Origin of the sequence: Cellulomonas sp. ACRRI (genome assembly GCF_022346185.1) — a bacterium.
Classification (GTDB): Bacteria; Actinomycetota; Actinomycetes; order Actinomycetales; family Cellulomonadaceae; genus Cellulomonas.
In genome coordinates, this window is sequence record NZ_JAKRMS010000004.1 from 44,416 (window position 1) to 68,092 (window position 23,677).

28 protein-coding genes and 1 riboswitch are annotated in these 23,677 nt (G+C 72.5%); of the genes, 18 read left to right on the forward strand and 10 right to left on the reverse strand.

All coding sequences use genetic code 11. The features are described 5' to 3' along the window. Positions 1–6: 6 nt before the first annotated feature. The 6 genes from MHY85_RS02105 to MHY85_RS02130 all read left to right on the forward strand — a co-directional run bounded on the left by MHY85_RS02105 (position 7) and on the right by MHY85_RS02130 (position 6,550). A complete protein-coding gene (locus MHY85_RS02105) occupies positions 7–363 on the forward strand; it encodes a helix-turn-helix transcriptional regulator (protein ID WP_239192506.1) in 357 nt (118 codons plus the stop codon). 191 nt (positions 364–554) lie between these two features. Further along, positions 555–1,898, forward strand: coding sequence for a histidinol dehydrogenase (gene hisD, locus MHY85_RS02110; protein WP_239192508.1), 1,344 nt, complete (start codon positions 555–557; stop codon positions 1,896–1,898). Between the two features lie 205 nt (positions 1,899–2,103). Continuing rightward, positions 2,104–3,231 carry a DUF418 domain-containing protein gene (locus MHY85_RS02115; RefSeq protein WP_239192510.1) on the forward strand — a complete coding sequence of 376 codons (1,128 nt, stop codon included), beginning with the start codon at positions 2,104–2,106 and terminating at the stop codon, positions 3,229–3,231. 212 nt (positions 3,232–3,443) lie between these two features. Next, positions 3,444–4,892, forward strand: a complete 1,449-nt coding sequence (locus MHY85_RS02120; RefSeq protein WP_239192512.1) for a gamma-glutamyltransferase — start codon at positions 3,444–3,446, stop codon at positions 4,890–4,892. Positions 4,893–4,955: 63 nt separating this feature from the next. Next, a complete protein-coding gene (locus MHY85_RS02125; protein ID WP_239192515.1) occupies positions 4,956–6,194 on the forward strand; it encodes an MFS transporter in 1,239 nt (412 codons plus the stop codon). 8 nt (positions 6,195–6,202) lie between these two features. Continuing rightward, positions 6,203–6,550, forward strand: a complete 348-nt coding sequence (locus MHY85_RS02130) for a metalloregulator ArsR/SmtB family transcription factor (protein WP_239192518.1) — start codon at positions 6,203–6,205, stop codon at positions 6,548–6,550. Between the two features lie 13 nt (positions 6,551–6,563). On the opposite strand, the gene MHY85_RS02135 is transcribed toward MHY85_RS02130, so the two are convergent. From MHY85_RS02135 to MHY85_RS02145, 3 genes are read right to left on the reverse strand one after another with little or no spacing between them, the layout of a single operon-like run. Next, a complete protein-coding gene (locus MHY85_RS02135) occupies positions 6,564–6,851 on the reverse strand; it encodes a hypothetical protein (RefSeq protein WP_239192521.1) in 288 nt (95 codons plus the stop codon). A 16-nt stretch (positions 6,852–6,867) separates the two neighbouring features. Continuing rightward, entirely contained in the window at positions 6,868–7,035 is a 168-nt protein-coding gene (locus tag MHY85_RS02140; RefSeq protein ID WP_239192523.1) for a class I SAM-dependent methyltransferase, read from the reverse strand. A 9-nt stretch (positions 7,036–7,044) separates the two neighbouring features. Further along, positions 7,045–7,272 carry a hypothetical protein gene (locus MHY85_RS02145; protein WP_239192524.1) on the reverse strand — a complete coding sequence of 76 codons (228 nt, stop codon included), beginning with the start codon at positions 7,270–7,272 and terminating at the stop codon, positions 7,045–7,047. A 403-nt stretch (positions 7,273–7,675) separates the two neighbouring features. Continuing rightward, positions 7,676–7,828: riboswitch (cyclic di-AMP (ydaO/yuaA leader) on the forward strand. A 92-nt stretch (positions 7,829–7,920) separates the two neighbouring features. Here MHY85_RS02145 and MHY85_RS02150 point away from each other — a divergent pair. The 3 genes from MHY85_RS02150 to MHY85_RS02160 are packed head-to-tail and all read left to right on the forward strand — an operon-like array spanning position 7,921 to position 9,902. After that, positions 7,921–8,634, forward strand: a complete 714-nt coding sequence (locus MHY85_RS02150; protein WP_308191297.1) for a C40 family peptidase — start codon at positions 7,921–7,923, stop codon at positions 8,632–8,634. A 5-nt stretch (positions 8,635–8,639) separates the two neighbouring features. Beyond that, the gene (gene ccsB, locus MHY85_RS02155) at positions 8,640–9,653 is read left to right on the forward strand and encodes a c-type cytochrome biogenesis protein CcsB (RefSeq protein ID WP_239192527.1); all 1,014 of its coding nucleotides are present in this window, start codon (positions 8,640–8,642) and stop codon (positions 9,651–9,653) included. Between the two features lie 54 nt (positions 9,654–9,707). Continuing rightward, on the forward strand, positions 9,708–9,902 hold the full coding sequence (locus tag MHY85_RS02160) for a hypothetical protein (protein ID WP_239192529.1): 195 nt from the start codon (positions 9,708–9,710) through the stop codon (positions 9,900–9,902). 23 nt (positions 9,903–9,925) lie between these two features. On the opposite strand, the gene MHY85_RS02165 is transcribed toward MHY85_RS02160, so the two are convergent. From MHY85_RS02165 to MHY85_RS02195, 7 genes are all read right to left on the reverse strand, one after another. After that, on the reverse strand, positions 9,926–10,255 hold the full coding sequence (locus MHY85_RS02165; RefSeq protein WP_239192532.1) for a hypothetical protein: 330 nt from the start codon (positions 10,253–10,255) through the stop codon (positions 9,926–9,928). A gap of 92 nt (positions 10,256–10,347) precedes the next feature. Then, positions 10,348–11,283 (reverse strand): hypothetical protein, encoded by a 936-nt coding sequence (locus MHY85_RS02170; protein ID WP_239192535.1) that lies wholly within the window; start codon positions 11,281–11,283, stop codon positions 10,348–10,350. A gap of 117 nt (positions 11,284–11,400) precedes the next feature. Further along, complete coding sequence (locus tag MHY85_RS02175; protein WP_239192538.1) at positions 11,401–12,222, reverse strand: cytochrome c biogenesis CcdA family protein; 822 nt, start codon at positions 12,220–12,222, stop codon at positions 11,401–11,403. Then, positions 12,219–14,252 carry a heavy metal translocating P-type ATPase gene (locus MHY85_RS02180; protein ID WP_374232674.1) on the reverse strand — a complete coding sequence of 678 codons (2,034 nt, stop codon included), beginning with the start codon at positions 14,250–14,252 and terminating at the stop codon, positions 12,219–12,221. Before MHY85_RS02180 ends, MHY85_RS02175 begins: the two co-directional genes overlap by 4 nt. Next, positions 14,249–14,653 carry a helix-turn-helix transcriptional regulator gene (locus tag MHY85_RS02185; protein ID WP_239192541.1) on the reverse strand — a complete coding sequence of 135 codons (405 nt, stop codon included), beginning with the start codon at positions 14,651–14,653 and terminating at the stop codon, positions 14,249–14,251. The genes MHY85_RS02180 and MHY85_RS02185 overlap by 4 nt, the downstream gene beginning before the upstream one ends. A gap of 56 nt (positions 14,654–14,709) precedes the next feature. Beyond that, a complete protein-coding gene (locus MHY85_RS02190; RefSeq protein ID WP_239192544.1) occupies positions 14,710–15,345 on the reverse strand; it encodes a vitamin K epoxide reductase family protein in 636 nt (211 codons plus the stop codon). Then, positions 15,342–16,049 (reverse strand): thioredoxin domain-containing protein, encoded by a 708-nt coding sequence (locus MHY85_RS02195; protein WP_239192547.1) that lies wholly within the window; start codon positions 16,047–16,049, stop codon positions 15,342–15,344. Before MHY85_RS02195 ends, MHY85_RS02190 begins: the two co-directional genes overlap by 4 nt. 119 nt (positions 16,050–16,168) lie before the next feature. On the opposite strand from MHY85_RS02195, the gene MHY85_RS02200 reads away from it, so the two are divergent. The 9 genes from MHY85_RS02200 to MHY85_RS02240 all read left to right on the forward strand — a co-directional run bounded on the left by MHY85_RS02200 (position 16,169) and on the right by MHY85_RS02240 (position 23,640). Beyond that, positions 16,169–16,543 (forward strand): helix-turn-helix transcriptional regulator, encoded by a 375-nt coding sequence (locus MHY85_RS02200; RefSeq protein WP_239192638.1) that lies wholly within the window; start codon positions 16,169–16,171, stop codon positions 16,541–16,543. Next, entirely contained in the window at positions 16,540–17,469 is a 930-nt protein-coding gene (locus MHY85_RS02205) for a cation diffusion facilitator family transporter (protein ID WP_239192562.1), read from the forward strand. Before MHY85_RS02200 ends, MHY85_RS02205 begins: the two co-directional genes overlap by 4 nt. Further along, positions 17,466–17,972, forward strand: a complete 507-nt coding sequence (locus MHY85_RS21610) for an isoprenylcysteine carboxylmethyltransferase family protein (protein WP_308191298.1) — start codon at positions 17,466–17,468, stop codon at positions 17,970–17,972. The genes MHY85_RS02205 and MHY85_RS21610 overlap by 4 nt, the downstream gene beginning before the upstream one ends. 63 nt (positions 17,973–18,035) lie before the next feature. Further along, positions 18,036–18,737, forward strand: coding sequence for a response regulator transcription factor (locus tag MHY85_RS02215; RefSeq protein ID WP_210736828.1), 702 nt, complete (start codon positions 18,036–18,038; stop codon positions 18,735–18,737). Beyond that, positions 18,734–19,873 (forward strand): cell wall metabolism sensor histidine kinase WalK, encoded by a 1,140-nt coding sequence (locus tag MHY85_RS02220; protein ID WP_239192573.1) that lies wholly within the window; start codon positions 18,734–18,736, stop codon positions 19,871–19,873. Before MHY85_RS02215 ends, MHY85_RS02220 begins: the two co-directional genes overlap by 4 nt. A 92-nt stretch (positions 19,874–19,965) precedes the next feature. Continuing rightward, on the forward strand, positions 19,966–21,312 hold the full coding sequence (locus tag MHY85_RS02225) for a M23 family metallopeptidase (protein ID WP_168430467.1): 1,347 nt from the start codon (positions 19,966–19,968) through the stop codon (positions 21,310–21,312). A 5-nt stretch (positions 21,313–21,317) separates the two neighbouring features. Continuing rightward, positions 21,318–21,905: a TlpA disulfide reductase family protein gene (locus tag MHY85_RS02230; RefSeq protein WP_239192575.1), complete on the forward strand. Its 588-nt coding sequence runs from the start codon at positions 21,318–21,320 to the stop codon at positions 21,903–21,905. A gap of 19 nt (positions 21,906–21,924) precedes the next feature. Then, positions 21,925–22,893 carry a cytochrome c oxidase assembly protein gene (locus MHY85_RS02235; RefSeq protein ID WP_239192577.1) on the forward strand — a complete coding sequence of 323 codons (969 nt, stop codon included), beginning with the start codon at positions 21,925–21,927 and terminating at the stop codon, positions 22,891–22,893. Positions 22,894–22,965: 72 nt separating this feature from the next. Further along, complete coding sequence (locus MHY85_RS02240; protein ID WP_239192579.1) at positions 22,966–23,640, forward strand: copper resistance CopC family protein; 675 nt, start codon at positions 22,966–22,968, stop codon at positions 23,638–23,640. The last annotated feature ends 37 nt before the right edge of the window (positions 23,641–23,677 follow it).

The following is a 23,677-nucleotide window of genomic DNA, read 5'->3' on the forward strand; positions in this document are numbered from 1 at the left end:
TCGCTGATGGTGACGGTCGGCCGACATTCGGTCACAGATCATCGGGGGGCGGAGCGCGCCACGCTCGAGCACGCCGTCGGGGTCACAGCGCTGCTGGCAGATCGCACCCGCTTGGCGATTCTGGTCGCGCTGAGTGGTGGGCGCGAGAGATCGGTTTCTGCGCTGGCCAGTGAACTCGGCCGACCGCCCGCTGGCATCTCGCAGCACCTGGCCAGGCTGCGCGCGGGTTGCTTGGTGACCTCGCGCCGTGTCGGAACGATGGTCCTCTACTCGGCGAACGGCAAGCACGTCGAGCTGCTGATGGTCAACGTGCTCCGGCACAGCGAGCACATCGCATGCGGGGTTCCCCCGCACCACGGCTGAACGAGCACAGCCCTGCTGGTGCCGCGAGCGCAACGCTTCGCGGTTTGACCCCATTCAGGACCTGGTGTCGGACGCTGTCCGAGCCAGGCACGTCTGTCGTGCCGGACGCGTCCAGGCCCCCACATGCAGGACAGGCGCGGACCTGCTGATCCCGAACTCCGCGACAGCGCGACCGGTCAGAAAGAGAAGCGATGGACGTCGATAGCAACAACCGGGTTCGGCTCGTGGACTTCCGTGATGTCGCGGCTACGCGCGCCGCAGTTCGTTCGGCGGTCCCCAGGGCGGCGGTCGGGGAGTCCTCTGTGGCCCCGGCCGCTGCCGATGTCGTCAGAGCTGTTCGCGAGCGCGGTTCCAGTGCGGTCCTTGAGTTCTCCGCCCGTTTCGACGGCGTCCAGCAGAGTGTTCTCCGGGTCCCGGAAAGTGCTCTGGACGAGGCGCTGCGGGCGATGTCCGTTGATCTTCGGGAAGCGGTGGAGGCGATCGTTGAGCGTGCCCGACGGTTCGCGTCCGCGCAGCAGCCGGCACCGGTGCTGGTGCAGTACGAGGGAGGGGCGCAAGTCGCACTCAACTGGCACCCTGTCGACCGAGCAGGCGTCTACGTCCCCGGCGGCAAGGCCGTCTACCCGTCGTCCGTTGTCATGAACGTCGTCCCCGCACAGGTCGCGGGTGTCGGATCGATCGTGCTCGCTAGTCCGCCCCAGTCTGAGAACGACGGCCTCCCGCACCCCACGGTGCTTGCCACAGCGGCAATGCTCGGGATCCGTGAGGTCTACGCCATCGGTGGGGCACAGGCGGTCGCGTCCCTCGCTTACGGGCTCACCGACGACGACCCTGGACTTGGCCTCGAGCCTGTTGATCTCATCACCGGCCCTGGAAACGACTACGTCGCAGCCGCGAAGAGGCTCGTGCGGGGCGACGTCGCGGTCGACATGGAGGCGGGGGCGACGGAGGTCATGATCCTGGCGGACGCGCTCGCAGACCCCGCCCTGATCGTCGCGGACATGGTCTGCCAGGCCGAGCACGATGAACGCGCCGCCGCAGTGCTCGTCACTGACTCGGCCGAGCTGGAAGAGCTCGTTCAGGTCGAACTGCAGCGCCAGGTCGCGCTGACGCCGCACAGTGCGCGCGTGCGAGCGGCGCTCGGGGGGCGCCAGTCGGCCGTCGTCCTCGTCGATGACATGCTCCACGGGGTCGCGTTCTGCAACGCGTACGCCGCGGAGCACCTTGAGATCCACGCGGTCGAAGCGGACGAACTCGCCGGGCAGATTCGCCACGCAGGGGCCATCTTCATCGGTGCGACCACGCCCGTGACGCTTGGGGACTACAGCGCCGGGTCGAACCACGTCCTGCCGACCGGGGGCACCGCCACGTCGGCTTCGGGGCTTTCGGTGTACTCGTACCTGCGCGGAGTGCAGAGCGTGCGGTATCCCCAGTCATCCCTGGGCGCGGTCCGGGACGTCGTGCGAGTTCTGAGCGCAGCCGAGGACCTCCCTGCCCACGGTGCTGCACTTGAAGCACGCTTCGGTTCGCTCTAGCCGCGCTCGGGCGGTCGTCCGCACTGAAGATGAAGGTCTGCTGAAGGCAGCGGGCGACACGACGTCTGCGCGTCTCGTGCTCGTTAATGTCGGCGATCCCGCGTCTCGCTGGTTGCGTCGATCGAATGTCAGAAGGCGGCGCCCCGTCGTGACAGCCGACAGGGCGCGTGGGTGACCTGCCTCCTGCGCTCGAATCGGAGACCCCATGACCGCTCCCGCTGCCTCCCGAGGGCGGGTGCTCGGACTCGACGCGGCGAGAGGGTTGGCGCTGATCGGGATGATCATGGTCAACGTCGGGCCGCTCGATGCCGACAGCGGGTGGCGGCGGCTGTACCTGCTGCCCTACGGGCGTGCGTCCATCCTGTTCGTCGTCGTTGCGGGCATCAGCATGGCGCTGTATCTGCGGTCGCGCCGCGACGACGTGCGGCGCTGGCCGACCCTGGTGTGGCGGGCGATGGTCTTCCTCTCCGGCGGCCTCGCGCTCCAGCTCGTCAGCGACGACGTCGGGGTGATCCTGCCCCTGTATGGCGTTCTGTTCGTCCTGATCCTCGGCCTGCAACGCATGCGCCCTCGCTACCTGCTTGGCCTGGCCGTCGCGTGCACCGTGATTGGTCCTGTGCTCCTTGTCGCTCACGTCGTGGTCGAAGGCGGACGGCACCTGGGCACACCCGTGGCGTGGGGGGACTCGCTCGGCGTGATCGCGCACAGCCTGCTGCTGTCCGGGCGCTACCCCCTGCTGAGCTGGGTCGTGCCGTTCCTCGTCGGGATGTGGCTCGCGAGCCTCGACCTGACCCGCCGGACCACCAGCAACCGCCTGATGGTGGTCGGCGGATCGGCCGCGGTCGGTGCGTTCCTGCTCGCCCGGATCGCGCCGGCGGTGCTCGGAGCGGGGGCTGACAGCGGGTACGCCAGGCTGCTGACCGGCGTCGCCCATGGGCAGATGCCGCTGTGGTTGATCAGCAGCGTCGGTGGTGCGGTGTTCGTCGTCGCCGCACTGGTGCGCTTCTGGGACCAGCTCGCCTGGGCCGCGTCGCCCCTGGTGGCCGCGGGCCAGCTCGCCCTGACCCTTTACGTGGTCCACGTCGTCGTCCTCGCCTTCATCACCCCGCCCGACGGCTTCACGTTCGCCCAGGGCATCGCGGTCAGCGCCGCGATGGCCTTGGCCCTCGTCGCCGCCGCGGTCATGTGGCGACGCGCCGTTGGGATCGGGCCTCTCGAACGGCTGCTGCGTGCCGAGTGGCTCCGCCCCGTCACGCGCGGGCCGCGACCTCCACGACCCGGATCCGACCGCACCCCCGCCCCGACGCCGCCTGAGATGAGGAGACGCCGATGAACCGTCCACACCTGCTGCACACAGCTGCTGCCGTTACCACGGCACTGGCCGTCCTCGTCGTCGCCGGATGCACCGGCACCGACGAGCCTGCTCCCCCGACGTTCAGCCTCGATCCGACCGAGGCCGCACCCCCGAGCCCGGCGCGCGAGCCTGAACCCGAGCTTGGGTCCTACGGGGTGAGCTCGGGGCACCCCCTCGCCAGCCGGGCGGGCATGCAGGTCCTCGAGGCCGGGGGGTCCGCCGTGGATGCGGCGATCGCTGCCGCGTTCGCCGACGCCGTCATGCAGCCGGCGTCCTCCGGCATCGGCGGAGGAGGGGTGACGATCGTCGTCGCCGACGGCGCTGCCCGGAACTACGACTACCGCGAGGTCGTCAACCAGTCCGGTGTCGTCCCCGCGTCCGGAACGGGCATCCCTGGCTTCCTCGCCGGGATGACCACCTTGTACGAGGAGTACGGGCGCCTGGACTGGGACGAGCTCCTCCAGCCGGCGATCGCGCTCGCGCGAGACGGCGCCCCGGTGTCGGCATACCTCGCAGGGTCGCTCGCGTCGAACCTCGGACGGCAGGTGACAGCCTCGCTGCCGCAGTTCCGCCGCGCTGACGGTGCGCCGCTGGTCGAGGGAGATCTGCTGGTCCAGTCCGAGCTCGCGGCCACGATGCAGCGGATAGCCGACACGGGACCCGGTGCCGGGTACGCCGACGAGCTCGCCGCTGCGATGGCCGCAGCCGTCGATGGCGTCGATGCCGTCTCGCTCGCGGCGTACACCGTGCAGGAGGGTGAGCCAGCCGCGGGCCCGGTCGGTGACTACACGATGCTGTCCGGGGCGCCGGCGTTGCCGGGGGCCGCGATCATCCAGATGGTTCAGATCGCCGAGGCGGCCGGCATAGCGAACACCGAGCCGGGGTCGGCCGAGTTCGCCGACCTGCAGTCCCGTGCCTGGCAGGTCGCCGACACCTCGGTGCAGCAGTACTTCGGTGACCCCGACTTCGTCGACGTCCCGGTCGAGATCCTCACGGACCCCGCAGCGAATGCGGCCGTCGCGGCGACCCTCGCGGATGCCTCGGTCACCTCCAGCACGGGCGCCGAGTACTCCGGTGCGCTCAACACCACCCACATCTCCGTCGTGGACGCGGACGGGGTCGGTGTGTCGATGACGAACACGATCACTAACTACTGGGGATCCGGGCAGTACGTCGCCGGGTTCTTCATGAACGACCAGATCTCTCGGTTCGGGGACATCGGCGTGCAAGGCCAGAACACCCCCGCGCCCGGACGCCGGTCGGTCACCTGGAGCTCGCCGTCCATGGTCGTCGACGACGAGTACCGGCCCGTCCTGGTGATCGGGGCGCCCGGCGGGCGGCAGATCCCGAACACCACCGCGCAGGTCGTCACGTTGTGGGCGCTGCACGGCTTGAGCCTGGAGGAGGCGGTGCCGGTCGACCGGTTCATCCTCGACAACGGCCGACTGCGCCTAGAAACCGACGGTATCGCCGAGCAGATGCGCGCAAGGGGCTACCAGGTGCAGGTGACGCCGGCGACGTCCCGGCCAAACTACGGGTCGGTCCAGGCCCTGGAGATCGACTGGAAGAGCGCGACCGTTTCCGGGTTCGCCGATCCCCGCAGGTCCGCGGGGTTCGAGGTGTCGATCTCCGAGCCCTGAAGTGACCCACATGAGCAGATTCGTAGTTGCGCACATGTGCACATCTCTGTACGCTCCTGATCCGTGATCCAGGTCCTGCGCAACCGCGCCTACCGTCAGCTCTTCATCGCCCAGGTCGTAGCCCTGGCCGGAACCGGCCTTGCAACCGTCGCGCTCGGCCTGCTTGCCTACGACATCGCGGGCGAGGGCGCGGGCGCGGTGCTGGGGACGGCGTTCGCGATCAAGATGGTCGCGTACGTGTTCGTCGCACCCGTTGCCAACGCGCTCGTCGCTCGACTCCCGCGCCGGGCTGTGATGATCGGGGCGGACGTGCTTCGGCTGCTCGTCGCGCTGGCGCTGCCTTTCGTCACCGACGTCTGGCAGGTCTACGTCCTGATCTTCGTGCTCCAGGCGTCGTCGGCGACGTTCACGCCCACGTTCCAGTCGGTGATCCCCGATGTCCTGCCGGACGAGGAGGATTACACCTCCGCTCTGTCCCTGTCGCGGCTCGCCTACGACTTGGAGTCGGTGCTTTCACCGGTCCTGGCTGGTGCTCTGCTGCTGCTCGTGTCGTCCTCGACGCTGTTCTTCGGAACAGCGATCGGGTTCGCCGCCTCGGCTCTGCTGGTCGCGGCCACGGTGATCCCGCACCGCGCAACGCTGCCCGGCAGTGACGTCGGACCCTTCTGGAACCGTGTTCAGCGCGGAATGCGCCTGTTCGTCAGGCTGCGGGAGATGCGCCCCGTCTTGCTGCTGAATCTGGCGGTCGCCGCGTCGGGCGCGTTCGTCATCGTGCAGACCGTCGTGGTGGTGCGCTCGACGTTCGAGCAGAGCGAGAGCGTCGTCCCGGTTGTGCTCGCAATGAACGGCGCCGGGTCGATGCTGAGCGCGCTGCTGCTGCCTCGTGTGCTGCGACGCGCGAGTGAGCGTCGGGTCATGCTCAGCGGTGCGCTCGCACTAACCGTCACGCTGGCACTCGTGCCGGTCGCTCTGGCCAGCGGCCCCGCGCGGGCGGGGCTGGTGGCTGTTGGTGCGCTGTGGTTCATCCTCGGGCTGGGGTCCGCGGCGGTTCAGACACCGGTCGGACGGATCATCCGCCGGTCGGTCGACCGCGAGGATCTGCCGGCCGCGTTCGCGGCGCAGTTCTCGCTGTCCCACGCATGCTGGCTGATCACCTACCCCCTGGCAGGGTGGCTCGGGGCAGTCGGGCTGGTTCCGACGGCGGTGGTCCTGGCGGTCATCGCGGCGGGCGCGACTGTGGGCGCTGTCGTGCTCTGGCCCTCGGTACGGACTCAGGTGCCATTCGAGAGCTCCGTGCGATGATGACCGCGATGACCGACCTTGAGACGACGCCAGACCTGGCCCCGTCGAGCGAGACGCTGATGCATGCTGCGGAGGTGGCACGGCTGCTCGCCGACGGGACCCGTCTGGCCATCTTGGCGACGCTGCGCGGAGGCGTGGAGAAGTCCGTCACGACGCTTGCCGAGGAGCTGGGTCGCCCCACCCCAGGGGTTTCCCAGCACCTTGCGAAACTCCGGGCCGGGCGGCTGGTCGGTTCACGGCGGGACGGGACGACGATCCGGTACTCGCTCACGAACGAGCACGTCGATCTGCTGGTCACCAACGTGTTGCTGCACAGCGAGCACCTGGCCTACGAGATCCCGCCGCACCACCGCTGAGAACGGTGCCCGGTCACGCCAGCTGGTCCCGGCGCTGGAACACCAGAACGGCGTTGTCTTGGTAGCGCGGCAGCATCAGCCGCGTGAGGTGGTGGTCGTGGACGAACGAGAACCCCGTCCGCCGGCGGTAGTCGTACCCGTTGCCACTGCCCGTCTCGCGCGAGCTGCCGATGACGATGTACGTCTCGACGCTCGGTGTGCGGAACACCTCCCGCTCGAAGGAGTTCCCGACCGGCGGCCACGAACAGACGACCATCCGCGGCGCACGAGTGCGCAGCGCGGTGATCGCGTCCTGCTTCACGACGTCGTCGCTGTACTCAATCGACCGGGTCCAGCTGTAGTTTCTCGGTCGCGACGACGTCCTCGCCGCGCTCTCGCAGGAACCCGGCGAGCGTGCCGTCGCCGGCGGCGATCTCCAGGACCTCACGCCCGGCGATCAGCCGGGGAACACGGCGCAGCAGCGCACCGGAGTAGAAGCAATACACGCCCCGCGGTCACACCAGGGGCATCACGTACCGGCGCTGGCGGGCCAACGGCCATAGCGGTGCGTGCAGCGCGAGCGACACCGGCTTGCGTTGCAGCCCGCAGCGGAAGAACAGCCGTTGCACCCAGCCGTTAAACCGGTCGAGCTGGATCTGCGATTGGTCGACGCCACTCTCGGCGGTGAAGGCCGCACGCTGGACAGCATGCAGGATCATCTCCCGGCGCATCTCCGCGGCCACGGCGTCCTTCGCTGACGCGCGGCGGTTCGGTCGTTCCCGTCCGCGGTGCGCTGGCCTCGGTGACCAGTCGGTGCAGGCCCTCGCTCCCGCAGGCGACCGCTGTAGTCAGCTGTTCCTCGACGTCGCCCCACACCTGTGGGTACGCGCAGCGGAGCTCCTCCAGAGGCGGTTCGGTCGCGAGCTAGTGCATCGCGTCCTGCAGGCGGCCGCGGCCTCGGCTCACGGATCCTCCTGGTCTGGGTGCTGTCCCGACGTTGCATCGCTCCCGACCCGCCGTGATCCGCGCCGGACGGGTACTCAGGCCGATGAAGGTCTGCTGAAGGTTCCCCCGTGGAGGGACCGCCCGTCCGGTCGACGACCTAACGTCGTCGAGTCCGGGTGTCACCCGGACGGGCGTCGCACCCGCCGAATCCTGCCACCGCGACGCCCGACCAGACCGTTCGGCAGGAGCGGGGGACCCAGGTTCCACGGGCACGCGTGCCCTCGGGGTGAAGCCGGTCGTGCTGCGACCGGCCGGGCTGCTCCAGCCCGAACCCGACAGCTCACCTCGCAGGCGGTCGGAGCCCTCCCATGACCTCTCCCGCTCACCCGCGCTCCCGCCACCGCTCGGCGGGACCCACCCGCACACCGTTGTCGGACGCCCGTGACGTGACCCAGGCCGCCCTGGCTGCCACGGGCCGCCGGACGGGGGCGGTCGTGGCCACGTCCGGCCTCGCCGTCTCGCTGCTCGCGGTCCCTGCGTCCGCGGCGACGCCGTCCGAGAACGACGCGAGGCTGACGGCGGTCGACCTGGCCCCGCTCACCGCTGCCGCTCGCGCGGTCGTCGACGCGGCGCCGGTCGCGGCGTCGCCTGCCGGTGCGATCTGGACGTTCGAGAACCCCGCGACGGCCGCCGTCACCCCGCCCCCTCCGCCGCCCGTCGTCGAGGAACGACCCGCCCGGCAGGAGGCGGCCTCGCGCAGCAACGCCCGGGCAGAGGCACCGCCCGCCCCTGCGGCGTCGATCGGCGCTCCGCCACCGGCCAGCGCGAACGGCAGCGTCGTCGTCGAGCTCGCCTCCGGTCTGGTGGGAGTGCCCTACGTCTACGGCGGCACCACCCCGAGCGGGTTCGACTGCTCCGGGTTCACCTCCTACGTCTACGCACAGGCCGGGATCACCATCCCGCGCACCTCCACCGCGCAGCGGGACGCCGGCACGGTCGTGCCCCGGGACCAGGCGCAGCCAGGTGACCTGATCTGGTCGCCGGGTCACATCGCGATCTACGCCGGCGGGAACCTCCAGGTCGACGCCCCCGTTCCGGGCAAGTCCGTGCAGATCCGCGAGATCTGGCAGTCCGATCCGCTGTTCATCCGGATCGGCTGACCGGCGTGCCCCTCGGAGACCTCAGCACGCTGCTCGTGTGGGGAGCGGTGACGGCGTACACCATCGCCCTGGTGGCGTACTCCGCCGCGCTCGCCCGGGTCGCCGACGCGTCGGCCCGCTCGCAGCGCCGTCTCGCAGCGGTCGGGGCCGGAGCCGGGGGCGCTGACGCTCTTGCCTCGCAGGACCCGGCACCCTCGGTGCCGGGCGGGCGAGCGGCCGGCATCGCGCGGTCAACGGCGACCGTGGCGACCGCGCTGCTGCTGGCTGGTGTGGCGCTGCGCGGGGTGGCGGCGGGCAGGTGGCCGACCGCGAACATGTACGAGTTCACGATCTTCGGGATCCTCGTGGCGGCGCTGGTGTTCCTCGGGGTGCGGCGCACGCGCACGGTTCCCTTCGTCGGGGTGCTGGTGACCGGCATCGCCGTGCTGGCGTTGATCGTGGCGCAGAACTCGTTCTACCTGAGGGCGGACGCGGTGCAGCCGGCGTTGCAGAGCTACTGGCTGGTGATCCACGTGAGCATCGCGGTCGTGGCGACCGGGATCTTCACGGTCGCGTTCGCGACGTCGGTGCTGCAGGTCCTGCAGGACGCCCGCGAGTCGGGACGGTCGCGGCTGGACCGCCCGTGGCGCGCGGGCGACGAGCTGCGGCGTTCGCTGCGGAGGTGGCGGATCACCGGGCCGGCGTGGTCGTGGCTGCGCACGGTGCCGACCGCGGTCCGGCTCGAGGCGTTGTCGTTCCGGCTGAACGCGATCGCGTTCGTGCTGTGGACGCTCACGCTGATCGGCGGGGCGATCTGGGCCGAGCAGGCGTGGGGCCGGTACTGGGGCTGGGACCCCAAGGAGGTCGCGACCTTCGTCGCCTGGGTGGTGTACGCGGCGTACCTGCACGCGCGGACGACGCGGGGTTGGCAGGGGCGACGCGCAACCTTCCTGGTGTACGTCGGGTATGCCCTCGTGATCGCGAACTTCACGGTGGTGAACCTGTTCATCAACGGCAAGCACTCCTACTCGGGCATCTGACGCGTGCGCCGCCCACTGCTGCCACGCCGTCGCGGCCCGCGCGACGATCGCGCCGTGCCGGACCGGCGCCGGCCCCCGCAGGACGACCGTTCTGCGATCGTCCTGATCGTCGTGGCACTCGTCGCGGGCGGCGCCCTGACCCTCACCGGCGTTTTGACGAGCAGCCTCGCTTCGACGGCCGCTGGGGTCGTCGTGCTGTTCGTCTGCTCGACCGGGACGCGGATCTGGTACCTGCGCCGTCGACGGTGACGGTCGGGGCCGTGCTCCCGGTGCTAGTCGCGCGAGCGGGGCGGGCGGTCGCGCCGGTGCAGGACGGCCGAGGGCGCGGCCGCGATGGCGGCCATGCCGAGTCCGACGAGCGCCCATCGCAGGTCGAACGGCAGCCGCTCGGCCGCCGCGGGCGCGGTCCCGGGCGCGGGCGCGGTCGTCGGCACGATTCTGCCGGGGTCGGCGCTCTCGGTCGCCGCGGGGGAAGGGGGCACCTCGACCGCCCGCGACCCGTCGGCGGGCAGGACGGTCAGCACCAGGAGCAGACCCGTGGAAGCGAGCGAACCCGCCGCCCGCAGGTGGGTCCGGACGTCTCGTCTCAGCGTGGCGGGCACAGGTCGCCTCCCGAGGTCGTGGTACCGCCCGGGGGACGGATCTCCCCGACGGCGGGTTCACTGGCGCTGTCGGTCTCGGGCACCGGCGGCCTTCAGGAGCCCGTCACCGCGGCGCGGCGCTGGAAGATCAGCACCGCGTTGCCCTGGTACCGCGGGAGCACGAGCCGGCCCATGGAGAGGTCCCGGACGTAGGTGAACCCGGTCTGGCGCCGGTAGTCGAACCAGTTCCCGCTGCCGGTCTCGCGGGTGCTGCCGATGACGATGTAGGTCTCGACACTGGGGGTGCGGAACACCTCGCGCTCGAACGCGTTGCCGACGGGAGGCCAGGAGCACACCACGACCTGGGGGCGGCGGGCGCGCAGGGCCGCGACGGCGTCCTGGCGGACGACGTCGTCGGGGTAGTCGATGGACCGTGCCCACCTGTGGTTGTCGGTCGCGACGACGTCGACACCCCGCTGGCGCAGGAACCGGCTGAGCGTCCCGTCGCCGGCGGCGATCTCGAGGGTCTCGCGCGAGCCGATCAGCTTCGCGAGCCTGCGCACGAGGGCCGCCGAGTAGAAGCAGTACACCCCGCGCGGGCGGACCAGGGGCATGACGTACCGGCGTTGGCGCGCGAGCGGCCACAGCAGCGCGTACGCGAGCGTCGAGGCGGGCTTGCGCTCCAGCCCGCGCTGGAAGAACAGCCGCTGCAGGATCTGGCCGTTGAGCCGGTCGAACGCGATCTCGGAGCGGTCGACGCCCGCCTCGGCCGTGAACGCGGCACGTTGGACGGCGTGCAGGAGCATCTGCCGGCGGACCTGGTCGGCGACCAAGTCGTCCTTCCTGCGGCGGCGGTCGGGCGATCCGACCCGGGGGGCGCTCAGCTCCGCGACCAGGGCGTGGAGCGCGGTCTCACCGTCCTCCGCGGCGGCGGACAGGCGCGTCTGCACGTCCTCCCACTCGTGGGGGAACACCCGGCGCAGCTCGTCGAGCGTCGGTTCGGTGTCGAGCCAACGCAGGACGTCGGGACGGCGCCCGTCTCGGCTCACAGGACCTCCAGGCTCGCCGCGGTTGTGCCCTTGCAGCATCGCCGCCGCCTGCGCGGGATCGGTGCGAGAAGCACCCGTTCGCCGATGAAGGTCTGCTGAAGGTTCGGGCGCCCCTCGTCACACGACGGGCTGGAAGATCAGGATCAGGCCCTGGAGGCTCTGCGCCCACCGGCCCCACAGGCCGGTGACCAGGGCGATCCCGATCAGCACCAGCATGGTTCCTCCCACGACGGAGATGGCGCGGCGTCGACGGCGCACGATGTCGAGCAGGCGGCTGCTGCGCTGGAGCCCGAGAGCGAGGAGCACGAACGGCAGGCCCAGCCCGAGGGCGTAGGCGGCGGACAGCACGGCGCCCCGGGCGGGTGACCCGCCGTCGAGGGACAGGGCCATCACGGCGGCGAGCGTGGGGCCGATGCACGGGGTCCAGCCGAGCCCGAACGTCACGCCGAGCACGGGGGCGCCCCACAGCGTCGCCGGCGGACGGCGGTGCACCCGGACCTCGCGCTGGAGGAACGGCACGCCGCCGAGGAACGCGACGCCCATGACGATCACGACCACGCCGAGTGCCCGGGTGATCGGGTCCTGCCAGCGCAGCAGCGCCCCGCCGAGCGACCCCGCGAGGGCACCGAGCGCGACGAACACCAGGGCGAACCCGAGCACGAACAGCGCGACACCGAGAGTGAGCCGGCCGCGCCGGGGGGCCGGCGGGGCCGGTCTGCGCCCTGCGACCGCGCGGGCCGGCTGCAGGGTCTGCGCGGTCAGCCCGCTGAGGAATCCGAGGTAGCCGGGGACGAGCGGCAGGACGCAGGGTGAGGCGAACGACACCGCGCCGGCGACCAGCGAGACGAGCAGGGCGAGCAGCAGGGGGCCGGAGAACGCGGTGGTCGCGAACGCGGACCCGACGTCGGCTGCGGTCGCGACGGTGGCGGGGGCCGTCACGCGGGCGCCGGTGCGGCGAGTGCGCGGTCGGCGCCGGCTTGCGGTCCCGGGGTGGTGACGCGGGCGGCTCGGATGCCGTTGAGGATGACCACGACCTCGGCGACCTCGTGCACGAGGACGACGCCTGCCAGGCCCAGCGTGCCGGTCAGGGCCAAGGGGAACAGCGCGATGATGATGAGCAGCGCGAGGCCGATGTTGCCGGTCATGATGCGTCGCCCGCGTCGGGCGTGGGTAATGGCGCGGGGCAGCAGCCGCAGGTCGTTGCCGGTGAACGCGACGTCGGCGGACTCGACCGCGGCGGCGGTGCCGGTGGCGCCCATCGCGATGCCGACGTCCGCGGCGGCCAGCGCGGGTGCGTCGTTCACGCCGTCGCCGACCATCGCGGTGCCGGGGCCCAGTCCGAGGACCGCGGTGGCCTTGTCCTCGGGTCGCTGCTCGGCGCGCACGTCCTGGATGCCTGCGGCTGCGGCGAGGGCGTGCGCGGTGCGGCTGTTGTCGCCGGTGAGCATGGTGGTCCGCAGTCCGGCGGCGTGCAGCGCGGCGACGGCCTCGGCGGCCTCCGGGCGCAGCTCGTCGCGGATCCCGATCACGCCGACGGTGCGTGCGTCGGCGCGCACGACGACGGTGGTCATGCCGGCGGTCTCCATGGCGTCCAGGGCACCGGTGAGGGACCCCGCTTCGAGCCAGCGGGTGGAGCCGACCTGCACGCGCACACCACCGACGGTCCCCGTGATCCCGTGCCCGGGCTCCTCGACGACGTCCTCGCCCGTCCCTGCGCCGGGCGACGCGGTGAGCAGGGCGCGGGCCAGCGGGTGCGCGCTGCGTGCCTCGACGGCGGCCGCCCAGGCCAGCACCTGCTCGGGGGTGGTGCCCTCGATGGTCCGGGTGTCCACCACCTCGGGCCGGTTCACGGTCAGGGTGCCGGTCTTGTCCAGGGCGACCGTGCGCAGGGCACCCAGCTGCTCGAACGCCTCGCCGGACTTGATCGCGACGCCGAACCTGCTCGCCGATCCGATCGCGGAGATCACCGTGACGGGCACGGCGATCGCCAGCGCGCACGGGGAAGCGGCCACGAGCACGACCAGCGCGCGGTCGATCCAGACCGACGGATCGCCCAGCAGCGAACCGAGCACAGCAACACCGGCGGCGACCACCAGTACCGCGGGGACCAGGGGCTTGGCGATGCGGTCAGCCAGCCGCGCCCGCTCGCCCTTGCGGGCGTGCGCCTCCTCGACGAGCCGCACGATGGTCGTGAGCGAGTTGTCCCGGCCGTCGGCGGTCGCCTCGAGCTCGAGCGCCCCGGTGCCGTTGACCGCGCCGGCCGGGACGGCGTCCCCAGGCCCGACCTCGACGGGGATGGACTCACCGGTGACCGCCGAGGTGTCCACCGCGCTGCGCCCGGTCACGACCACGGCGTCGGTCGCGACCCGCTCGCCCGGGCGCACCACCAGGACATCGAGCTCGCGGACGTCCTGGGCAGGCACGACGACCTCGCCGGCCAGGCGGGAGAGGCGGGCGGTCTCCGGCATGAGCGTCAGCAGCGCCCGCAGGCCGTGCTTGGCGCGGTCCATGGCCCGGTCCTCGAGGGCCTCGGCGATGGAGAACAGGAACGCGAGTGCCGCGGCCTCGGCGACGTGCCCCAGGACCACGGCGCCGGCAGCCGCGATGGTCATCAGCAGGCCGACCCCGAGCCGCCGGCGCCGGAGTCGACGCAGGGCACCGGGCACGAACGTCCAGGCCCCGGCGGCCAGCCCGAGCGCGAACGCCACGGTGCTGGCCACCGGCCCGGCGCCCGACCAGTCGAGGGCGTATCCGGTGAGCAGCAGCACGCCGGAGGCAGCAGGCAGCCGCAGCGCAGGGTCGCGCCACCAGGCGACGAACTGGTCCTCGTCCGCGTCGAGGGGTGGGGCGTCGTGGTCGCAGCAGTCGTCCGGCTCGGGGCGCGGGGGCGTGCTGCCCGCGGGGCGCACACCGATGGACAGGCCAGGTCGCGGCGCGTCGTCCTCCGGTCCGCAGCACTCCCGGCTCAAGCGCGCACCTCGATCCGGTCGTCGCCGATCGCCCGCGCGGCCGGCCCGGGGTCGCAGTCCGCGCAGCATCCCGGTACGTCGCACGTGTCGTTCGCGCACGGCGTGCCGTCGTCGACGGCGAGGACCACCTCGACGAGGGCGGTCAGCGCGTGCGCGAGGTGCGCGTCGGCGATCGCGTACCGCGTGCGGCGCCCCTCGGTCTCGGCGAGCACGAGCCCACAACCCCGGAGGCACGCGAGGTGGTTCGAGACGTTCGAGCGCGTCATCCCCAGGACGTCCGCGAGCTCGGCGGGGTAGGCCGGGCCGTCGGTGAGAGCGGCCAGGATCCGCGCGCGGCTGGGGTCGGCCATGGCCCGGCCCAGGCGGGTGAAGACGTCGACGCGCGAGGAACTGGTCAGCATGGACTGAACAGTACAGCCCTCGCTGTATCGACGAGAAGGGCGATCCGGCGGTCGGCTCACGGCACGAGGGTCGACCAGTACGACCAGAACCGCTGGACCGCGAGCAGGGCGATCGCGAGGTACCAGACGGTGAGGATGGTCGAGCGGTAGTCCACCGCGACGGCGAGCGCCGACCGGGCGGGTCGCGGCAGGGACAGCTGCCAGCGCTGGAGGTTGCGCAGCGTGACCGACAAGAACAGCGGGATCATGACGGCCCACACGACCAGGCAGTACGGGCACAGGGCACCGATCCGGTAGAGGCTCTGGAACGCCAGCCAGTGCACGAAGACCACGCCGAAGGTCACGCCGGCCTGCAGGCCGAGCCAGAACCACTCCCCGAGGCGGGCGCCGCTGAGCATGCTCGCACCCGCGGTCAGGACCACGGTGAAGCCCACGACGCCGATCAGCGGGTTGGGGAACCCGAACACCGACGCCTGGTCCGACGCCATCACCGAGGTGCAGGACAGGATCGGGTTCAGCGTGCAGCTCGGGACGTGGGTGGGGTCCTCGAGGATCGCGAACCGCTCGAGGAGCAGGGCGATCGCCGCGGCGAGCCCGATGGCGGCCAGTGCGGTCACCGCGATCGCGCGCCGCCGTTCGGCCGCACGGGGCTCGAACAGCACGGTGCCGGGCGTCGTGGCGACCGCGGTCACGCGCTGCCCGACGCGTCGAGGGCGCGGTCCAGGGCGTTGGTCAGGTCCTGGACGCTGCTCAGCTCGAGGCGCTCACCATCGAGGAAGAACGTCGGGGTGCCCTGCACGCCGAGCGCCTGCCCGTCGTCGAGATCCTGCTGGACCCGCTCCTGGGTCGAGGGGTCCGCGATCGCGTCGTCGTAGGCGGCCAGGTCGAGACCGAGGTCCTCGGCGAACGAGCGGAACAGGTCCGCCTGCGAGGTCTGCTGCTCGCCCCACTCGGCCTGGGTCTCGAACATCCGGTGGTACATGTCCTCGACCTGGCCCTGCTGCGCGGCAGCCTCGACGGCCAGCGCCGCGTTCATCGCGTTGGCGTGGCTCGCGATCGGGAAGTAGCGGATGACGTAGTTGATCCGCCCGGCGTACTGCTCGCGGATCTGCTCCACGACGGGGTAGAAGGCGCCGCACGCCTCGCACTCGAAGTCCATGAACTCGACCAGCGTCGGTGCGTCCGGCCCCGCCTCGTCCAGCACGTGCGAGTCGGTGCGGGTCGCAGGCAGCGCACCGTCCTGCTGCTCCGGCGCCAGCCCGCGCGGCCCGGTGGCGAGCGCGTAGACCAGCACGACGGTGATCGCGACCACCACCAGAGCGCCCGCGATCAGCGCGCTGCGCATGCGCGGGCTCAGCGGTGTCGGGGCGTTCGCGGCGGCGGCGTCGGTCCTCATGGCATCGCACGCTAGGCGAGCCCGTGGTGCCCATCCGCCGACGGAGATTGAGATTCGATGAAGACTCCCGATGGTCCTGGTCGGAGACTGCCCCTAGCCCGTAGCATCGCCACGTGACGATGACATCCCCCGTGGTCGATAATGAGAACGACGCCCGTTCCGCGGACGACGCCGCGCTCACGGCGCCGACCGCCGCGCTGTTCCGGGCGCTGGGCGAGCCGGCGCGGCTGACGATGCTGCGGCACCTGTTCACGGGGGAGCACTCGGTGCGCGAGCTCACCGACCACCTCGGCCTCGCCCAGTCCACGGTGAGCGTGCACCTCGCGTGCCTGCGGGACTGCGGACTGGTCACGGTGCGGCAGCGCGGGCGGTCCTCGATCTACGCGATCGCCGACCCCGGCCGGCTGGCGACGCTGGTCGGCGCGGCGGAGAACCTGCTGCACGGCGGCTCGAGCCCCGACTCCTGCGCGCACGTGACGGGGGACGAGCGGTGAGCCACCACCACGACCACGCGCCCGCGGGGGCCGGCGCCCCCGCCGACCACCGGCGCCGGCTCGCGATCGCCTTCGGCCTGACCTCGACCGTGCTGGTCGCCCAGGCCGTGGGCGCGGTGCTCACCGGCAGCCTCGCGCTGCTCGTGGACACCGCGCACATGCTGACCGACGCCGCCGGGCTGGCGATGGCGCTGGTCGCCGCGCACCTGGCGCTGAAGCCCGCGACCTCGCGGCGGACCTGGGGCTACCGCCGCGCCGAGGTGCTGGGCGCCCTGGCGCAGTCCGCGGTGCTGCTGGCCGTCGGCGGGTACGTGCTGGTGGAGGGCGTCCGGCGGCTGTTCGCGCCGCCCGAGGTGCCCTCGACCGAGCTGATCGTGTTCGGCGTCATCGGCCTGGTCGCGAACGTGGCGGCGATCGCGGTGCTGGCGGGCGGCCGGAAGGCGAACTTCAACCTGCGCGCGGCGTTCCTCGAGGTCCTGAACGACGCGCTCGGCTCGGTCGGCGTGATCGTCGCGGCGATCGTCATCGCGACCACGGGCTGGTACCAGGCCGACGCCGTCGCGGGCCTGCTCATCGGGGCGCTGATCGTCCCCCGTGCGTTCAAGCTGCTGCGGGAGACCAGCGCGGTGCTGCTGGAGTCCACCCCGCCCGGGCTCGACCTGGACGCGGTGCGGGAGCACCTGCTCGGCGTCGAGCACGTCCGGGCCGTGCACGACCTGCACGCGAGCCTGGTCGCCACCGGGCTGCCGGTGGTCACCGCGCACCTGACGGTCGACGACGAGTGCTTCTCCGACGGGCACACCGCCCGCATCCTCGACCAGCTCCAGGACTGCCTGGCCACGCACTTCCCGATCTCGGTCGAGCACTCGACGTTCCAGATCGAGCCGGCGTCGCACCGCACGCACGAGCACCTGGGGCACGCGTGAGCCTCCTGACCGCGCCCGCACTCCCACCGGTGGCCGTCACCGCGGCCGCCGGCGCGCTCCAGATCGCGGTCTCCCGGCGCACGCGGCCCACGCCCGGCTCGCTCGCCGCGGCCGCGCTCCCCGCCGCCGCGGCGGCCTGCCTGCTCGGCGACGCCCTGGTCCGGTTCCGGCGCGGCCGCACGACCGTCGACCCCACCGCCCCGGCGGCGGTCAGCGTCCTGGTGGTCTCCGGCGCCAACCGGGTCAGCCGGAACCCCATGTACCTGGGCATGGCCGCCGCGCTGCTCGCGCACGCCGTGGCCCGCCGGTCCGCCGTCGCGCTGGTACCGGTCGCCGGGTTCGTCGGGGTGCTGACCACCGGGCAGATCGCCGCCGAGGAGATGGCGCTCAACGCGCGGTTCGGCGAACAGTACGCGCGGTACCGCTCCGAGGTGCCGCGCTGGGCGGACCTGCGCTCGGTGCGCGCGCTCGTCGCGGCTGCCCGCGCGGTGAAGTTCCGATGAAGGCCGAGGTGGTTCGCTGCCGCCTCGGCACGGATCGGGAACCGGCGCGTGCGACGGTGGACCATGCCCACTGAGACGGACCGCGTGCGCGTCCTGGTCGTCGAGGACGAGAGCGTGCTCGCCGCCGTCATCGGCGACTACCTGCGGGCCGACGGGTACGACGTGGCCGTGGTCGGGGACGGAGCCCGCGCGCTGGAGGCGGCCCGGTCGATCGCCCCGCACGTCGTCGTCCTCGACCTCGGGCTGCCTACGGTCGACGGCATCGAGGTCTGCCGGCAGCTGCGGGAGTTCTCCGACGCCTACGTCGTGATGCTCACCGCCCGCGCCGATGAGACCGAGGTGCTGCAGGGGCTGCGCTCCGGGGCGGACGACTACATGACCAAGCCGTTCCGGCCGCGTGAGCTCCTGGCGCGGGTCCGCACGCTGCTGCGTCGCGCCCGCACCCCCGGGCCGCTCGCCCCGCCCACCCGCGAGGTGGGAGCCCTGGTGGCGGACCTGCGCAGCCGCGAGGTGACGCTGGCGGGGGCCACGGTCGATCTGACGCCGACCGAGTTCGACCTGCTGGCGTGCCTGCTCGACAACGCCGGAACCGCGATGACACGGCGGGCGCTGATCGAGGCGCTGCGCGGGGAGAACTGGTTCGGTGACGAGAGCCTGATCGACGTGCACGTGCTACACCTGCGCCGCAAGCTCGGCGACGACGCCGCCACCCAGCGGTTCGTGCGGACCGTGCGCGGCATCGGCTACCAGCTGGGCGACGGATGAGTCGCGCGCCCTGGCGCCGGTGGGGCGTCGCCCTCCGGCTGAGCGTCGCGCTCTGGGCGGTCATCGTGGTCACCGTCGCGACCGCCGGCGCGGTCGCGTGGGTGATCGGGCCGGGGATCTTCCACGAGAACCTGCTCCAGCACAACGAGGACGCGTCCGACGACGCGACCGAGCACGCCGAGGCCGCGTTCGGCACGGCCGGGAGCGTCTCGCTCGCGGCTGCCCTGCTGCTGGCCCTTCTCGTGTCGTCGGCCCTGAGCATCTGGATCGCCGGCCGGGTGACCCGCTCGCTGCAGCCGATCGTCACCGCGGCCGGGAGCGTGGCCCGTGGGGTGTACGACCGCCGGGTCCCGGTGCCGGGTCTGGGCGCCGAGTTCGACGATGTCGCGACCGCGATGAACGCGATGTCCGAGCGTCTCGAGCACGTCGACGGCACCCGCCGCCGGCTCCTGGCGGACCTGGCGCACGAGCTGCGCACGCCGCTGGCGACCTTGACCGTATACGTCGACTCGATCGAGGACGGACTGCGGGATCCGGACGCGGCGACGCTGCAGGTGCTGCGCGACCAGGTCGACCGCCTCAGCCGGCTCGCCGAGGACGTCTCGGCGGTCTCGCTGGCCGAGGAGCGACGCCTGCCCCTGCGGCTCGCCGACGCCGCACCCGAGGACCTGGTGCGGGCGGCGGCCGCGGCCGCGAACCCCGCGTTCGCCACCAAGGGCGTCTACCTGCAGGTCGACGCAGCGGTCCGGGTCCCCGCCGTCAGCGTCGACCGTGACCGGATCGGGCAGGTCCTGGCGAATCTCCTCGACAACGCGTTGCGGCACAGCGACCGCGGGGCAGCCGTCGTCGTGCGCGTGCGCGCCGAGCGCGACGCCGTGGCCATCGCGGTGCACGACACCGGGGACGGCATCGCTGCGGAGCACCTGTCCCACGTGTTCGACCGGTTCTACCGTGCCGACGCCGCCCGGGACCGCGACCACGGCGGGTCAGGGATCGGGCTGACCGTGAGCAAGGCATTCGCCGAGGCCCACGACGGCTCGCTGGACGCCGCCAGCCCCGGCACCGGGCAGGGCGCGACGTTCACCCTCCGACTCCCGGTCCGACGCAGCCGGAGCGCCGCGGCGAGCCCCAGATGAAGGAACGCTGAAGGCGCGCCCGCGCCGCGGTCGCGCTGTGGCGCCCCGACCTACGGTGGTCGCGCCCTCGTGCCCCACGACAGGAATCCCGCATGCGCCCCGCCCTCCGTCCCGTCCGCGCCTGGAGGCGCCTGATCGCCACGCTGGTCGCCGCCGCCGTGCTGGTCTCGGTCGCCCCGGTCACCGGTTCCGCCGACGACCTGGACGACCGGCGCCGGGCCGCGCAGGAACGCGCGGACGCCGCGCAGCAGCGCTCCGACGACCTGCAGGCGTCGGTCGAGGGGCTTTCCGCCGACCTCGCGCAGGCGGTCAGCGATCTCGCGGCGACCGAGGCCCGGCTCCCGGCCGCGCAGGCCGAGCTGAAGGCCGCGCAGGACGAGCTGGCCGGTGCCGAGCGCCGGGCGGCGCTCGTCCAGGCCCGGCTCACGGACGCCACCGAGCAGCAGGAGCGCATCACCGCGCAGGTCGCCGAGTCCGCCACCCGCGGCGAGGAGGTGCGGGCCAGCGTCGGGCAGCTGGCGCGCCAGGCTTACCAGAACGGCGGCGAGGTGTCCCCCCTCGCCGTGGTCCTGGACGCCCAGGACCTGGACGACTTCAACCGCCGCTACCAGGCCGCCGCCGCCGCTCAACGGGCTCAGTCGGAGATGGTCGACGAGCTGGCGCAGCTCGCCGGGGAAGCCCGCCAGGCCGAGGCCCGGCTCGTCGCGGTCACCGACCGGATCGCCGACCTCAAGGTCGAGGCGGACGAGGAGGTCGCCGTCGCGGACCAGGCCCGAGCAGCGGCGGCCACCCGCGAGCAGGAGATCGAGCAGTTGATCACCGATCAGCGAGCGAGCCAGCAGCGGCTGGCCGGCATGAAGGCGCAGGCCGAGGCCGAGCAGGCGCAGGCGGAGCGTGAACGCGGCGCGCTGGAGAGCGAGCTCGCGGGGATCATCGCCGAGCAGCGCCGGCAGGCCGAGGCCGCGGCGGCGGCGAACCAGCCCGCGGCGCCCGGTCCCGCAGCCCCTCCTCCGCCCTCGTCGGGGTCCGGGGCGATCTTCGCCAACCCCACCTCGATCAACCCGATGTACGTCACCTCGAACTACGGGATGCGGCTGCACCCGATCCTGGGTTACACCCGCCTGCACGCCGGGATCGACCTGCGCACCTACTGCAACACCCCGCTCTACGCGCCCCGCGACGCGACCGTGCAGTGGGCGCAGTGGCGCAACGGGTTCGGCAACCAGGTGATGCTCAACTACGGCACCGTGAACGGGCAGCCCATGATGAGCAGCTCCAACCACATGACCCGGTCCGTCGTCTCCGCGGGCCAGCAGGTCCGGCAGGGCGATCTCATCGGCTACTCCGGCAACACCGGGTTGTCCGGGGCGTGCCACCTGCACTTCGAGGTCTACGTCAACGGCTCCACCGTCGACCCGGCACCGCTGCTGGGGAGGTGAACGGCGTGCGCGGCACATGCCGCGCCGCGGGGCTGATCGCGACCGCGGTGCTGGCCCTCGCCGCCTGCAGCCCGTCGTCGACGACGGGCGCGACCGTCCCCGACCAGGGGTACGTCTCCGGCGACGGCAGCGTCCAGACGTGGGAGCGCGACGAGCGGGGCGAAGCCGTGGCCGTCACCGGCACCACCTACCAGGGCGACCAGGTCGACACCGCGGACTGGGCCGGCGACGTCGTCGTGCTCAACACCTGGTACGCAGCCTGCCCGCCGTGCCGCGCTGAGGCACCGACCCTCGCGGCGCTCGCTCGAGACCGCGCGGACGAGGGAGTGCGGCTGCTGGGGATCAACGTCGAGGACGCCGCCGGCGCGGCACTGGCGTTCGAGCGCACCTTCGACATCCCGTACCCGTCGATCGACGACTCGACCGGCACCGCGGTGAGCGCCCTGTCAGGGACCGTCCCCCTGCAGGCCGTCCCCACCACCGTCGTCCTCGACCGTCAGGGGCGCGTCGCCGCCCGTATCGTCGGGCTCGCCGAAGACTCCACCCTGGACGCCGTGGTCGGTGACGTCGTCGACGAAGCCGGTGCACCGTGAGACCAGCAGGCGACGCGTGATGTTGCCCGCCGACTTCTCCGGCCCGGCCCTGATCCCGACCGCGCCCCCGAGCCTGGCGACCTATCTCGCGCCGTGGATCCAGCCGGTCCCGGTGCTGCCGGTGGTCGCCGTCCTGCTCGGCGCCGCCTACGTGGTGGGCGTCGCCCGGCGTCACAGGCGGGGCCGGCGGTGGCCCTTCAGCCGGACGCTGGCGTTCCTGGGCGGTTGCGTCGTGCTGCTGGTCGTCACCGGGGCCGGTGTCGAGGGGTACGGGTACGAGATGTTCTCCGTGTTCATGTTCCAGCAGCTCACGCTCATGATGTTCGTCGCGCCCCTGCTGGTGCTCGGCCGCCCGGGCACGCTGCTGCTGCACACGGCTCCGCACCGCGGGCCGGGGCGCGTGCTCCTGATCTCAGCGCGCCGTGCGCTGCGGTCACCGGTCGCGGGCGCAGCCCTGCACCCGGCGGTCACCGTGCCGCTGTTCCTGCTCGCCTTCTACGGCCTGTACCTGACCGACGCGGCCGGCGTGGTCCTGTCCTCGTGGACCGGGCACACCGCCCTCGAGGTCGCCCTGCTCGTGGCGGGCGTGCTGTTCGCGGCACCGGTGCTCTCGCGCGACCCGCTGCCGAGACGCCAGGGGCACGCGGGTCGCGCGCTGGACGTCGCGGTCGAGATGCCCCTGCACGCGTTCTTCGGCGTCGTGCTCATGATGGCGACCACACCCGTCGTCGCCGCGTTCGGGCACCCGCCTGCGGGCTGGGGCGTCGACCTGGTCGGCGACCAGCAGACCGCCGGAGCCCTGGCCTGGTCCTACGGCGAGCTGCCCACCCTGATCGTGCTGCTGATCGTGCTGTCGCGCTGGCACCGCGAGGAGACGGACAGCACGGCCCTGCGCGACCGCCGCGCCGACCGGGACGGCGACGCCGAGCTCGACGCCTACAACGCCTACCTGGCGGGGCTCGCCGAGCGCGACCGTCGCCCCACCTGACGCCCACCCGTCCCGCCGGGTCCGCGTTCCGAACCACCTCCACCAGCATCCGCACCACCCGAGAGGTCCGACATGTCCCACGCCCCCGCGCCGAGTCCGCGCCGGTCCCTGCTGTCCCGCCTGCTGCTCGTCCCTGTGCTGGCCGCCGGTGCCCTGGCCCTGTCCGTGGCCCCGGCGTCGGCGCACTCCGGCATGACCGGGTCGGACCCCGCGGACGGCGCCACCGTCGACGTCGCGCCCGACGCCGTCACGCTGACCTTCAACGAACCGCCGCAGGCGCTCGGCACGGAGGTCGCTGTCGTCGGGCCCGACGGGGCGACCGTGAGCGAGGGTGTGACGACGGTCGCCGACACCGCCGTCATCCAGACCCTCGCCGCGGCTCGACCGGCAGGTGCCTACGTCATCCAGTGGCGGGTCACGTCCGCCGATGGGCACCCACTGTCCGGCGAGCTCACGTTCACGGCCGCGACCGACACCGGGGTGGAAGAGACGGCCGGCGGATCGACCCACCCGGAGCCGGGGCCGATCGAGGAGACCACCGCTCCGAGCACCGAGGAGACCGTCGACTCCGCCGCGGCGCCGAGCGAGGCTCAGGAGGAGCAGGTCACTTGGCGGTGGGGACCGACATCGATCGGGGTCCTCATCGCGATCGCCGCAGCGGTCGGCGTGCTCGTCTTCGTAGCTCTGCGTCTGCGGCGGCGGAACCTCGGGGCGTCGAACGACGATCACGAGCGCCGCGAGCCGTGACGTCGAGCCGGGCTTAGCCGGATCTTCATCAGCAGGC

Coding starts and splice junctions, on each gene's coding strand:
- MHY85_RS02105 (WP_239192506.1), top strand. CDS start 7: ATGGTGACGGTCGGCCGACATTCGGTCACAGATCATCGGGGGGCGGAG.
- MHY85_RS02240 (WP_239192579.1), top strand. CDS start 22,966: ATGTCCCACGCCCCCGCGCCGAGTCCGCGCCGGTCCCTGCTGTCCCGC.
- hisD (WP_239192508.1), top strand. CDS start 555: ATGGACGTCGATAGCAACAACCGGGTTCGGCTCGTGGACTTCCGTGAT.
- MHY85_RS02185 (WP_239192541.1), bottom strand. CDS start 14,653: ATGCTGACCAGTTCCTCGCGCGTCGACGTCTTCACCCGCCTGGGCCGG.
- MHY85_RS02225 (WP_168430467.1), top strand. CDS start 19,966: ATGCGCCCCGCCCTCCGTCCCGTCCGCGCCTGGAGGCGCCTGATCGCC.
- MHY85_RS02235 (WP_239192577.1), top strand. CDS start 21,925: ATGTTGCCCGCCGACTTCTCCGGCCCGGCCCTGATCCCGACCGCGCCC.
- MHY85_RS02195 (WP_239192547.1), bottom strand. CDS start 16,049: ATGAGGACCGACGCCGCCGCCGCGAACGCCCCGACACCGCTGAGCCCG.
- MHY85_RS02200 (WP_239192638.1), top strand. CDS start 16,169: ATGACATCCCCCGTGGTCGATAATGAGAACGACGCCCGTTCCGCGGAC.
- MHY85_RS02130 (WP_239192518.1), top strand. CDS start 6,203: ATGACCGACCTTGAGACGACGCCAGACCTGGCCCCGTCGAGCGAGACG.
- MHY85_RS02115 (WP_239192510.1), top strand. CDS start 2,104: ATGACCGCTCCCGCTGCCTCCCGAGGGCGGGTGCTCGGACTCGACGCG.
- MHY85_RS02120 (WP_239192512.1), top strand. CDS start 3,444: ATGCAGGTCCTCGAGGCCGGGGGGTCCGCCGTGGATGCGGCGATCGCT.
- MHY85_RS02215 (WP_210736828.1), top strand. CDS start 18,036: ATGCCCACTGAGACGGACCGCGTGCGCGTCCTGGTCGTCGAGGACGAG.
- MHY85_RS02220 (WP_239192573.1), top strand. CDS start 18,734: ATGAGTCGCGCGCCCTGGCGCCGGTGGGGCGTCGCCCTCCGGCTGAGC.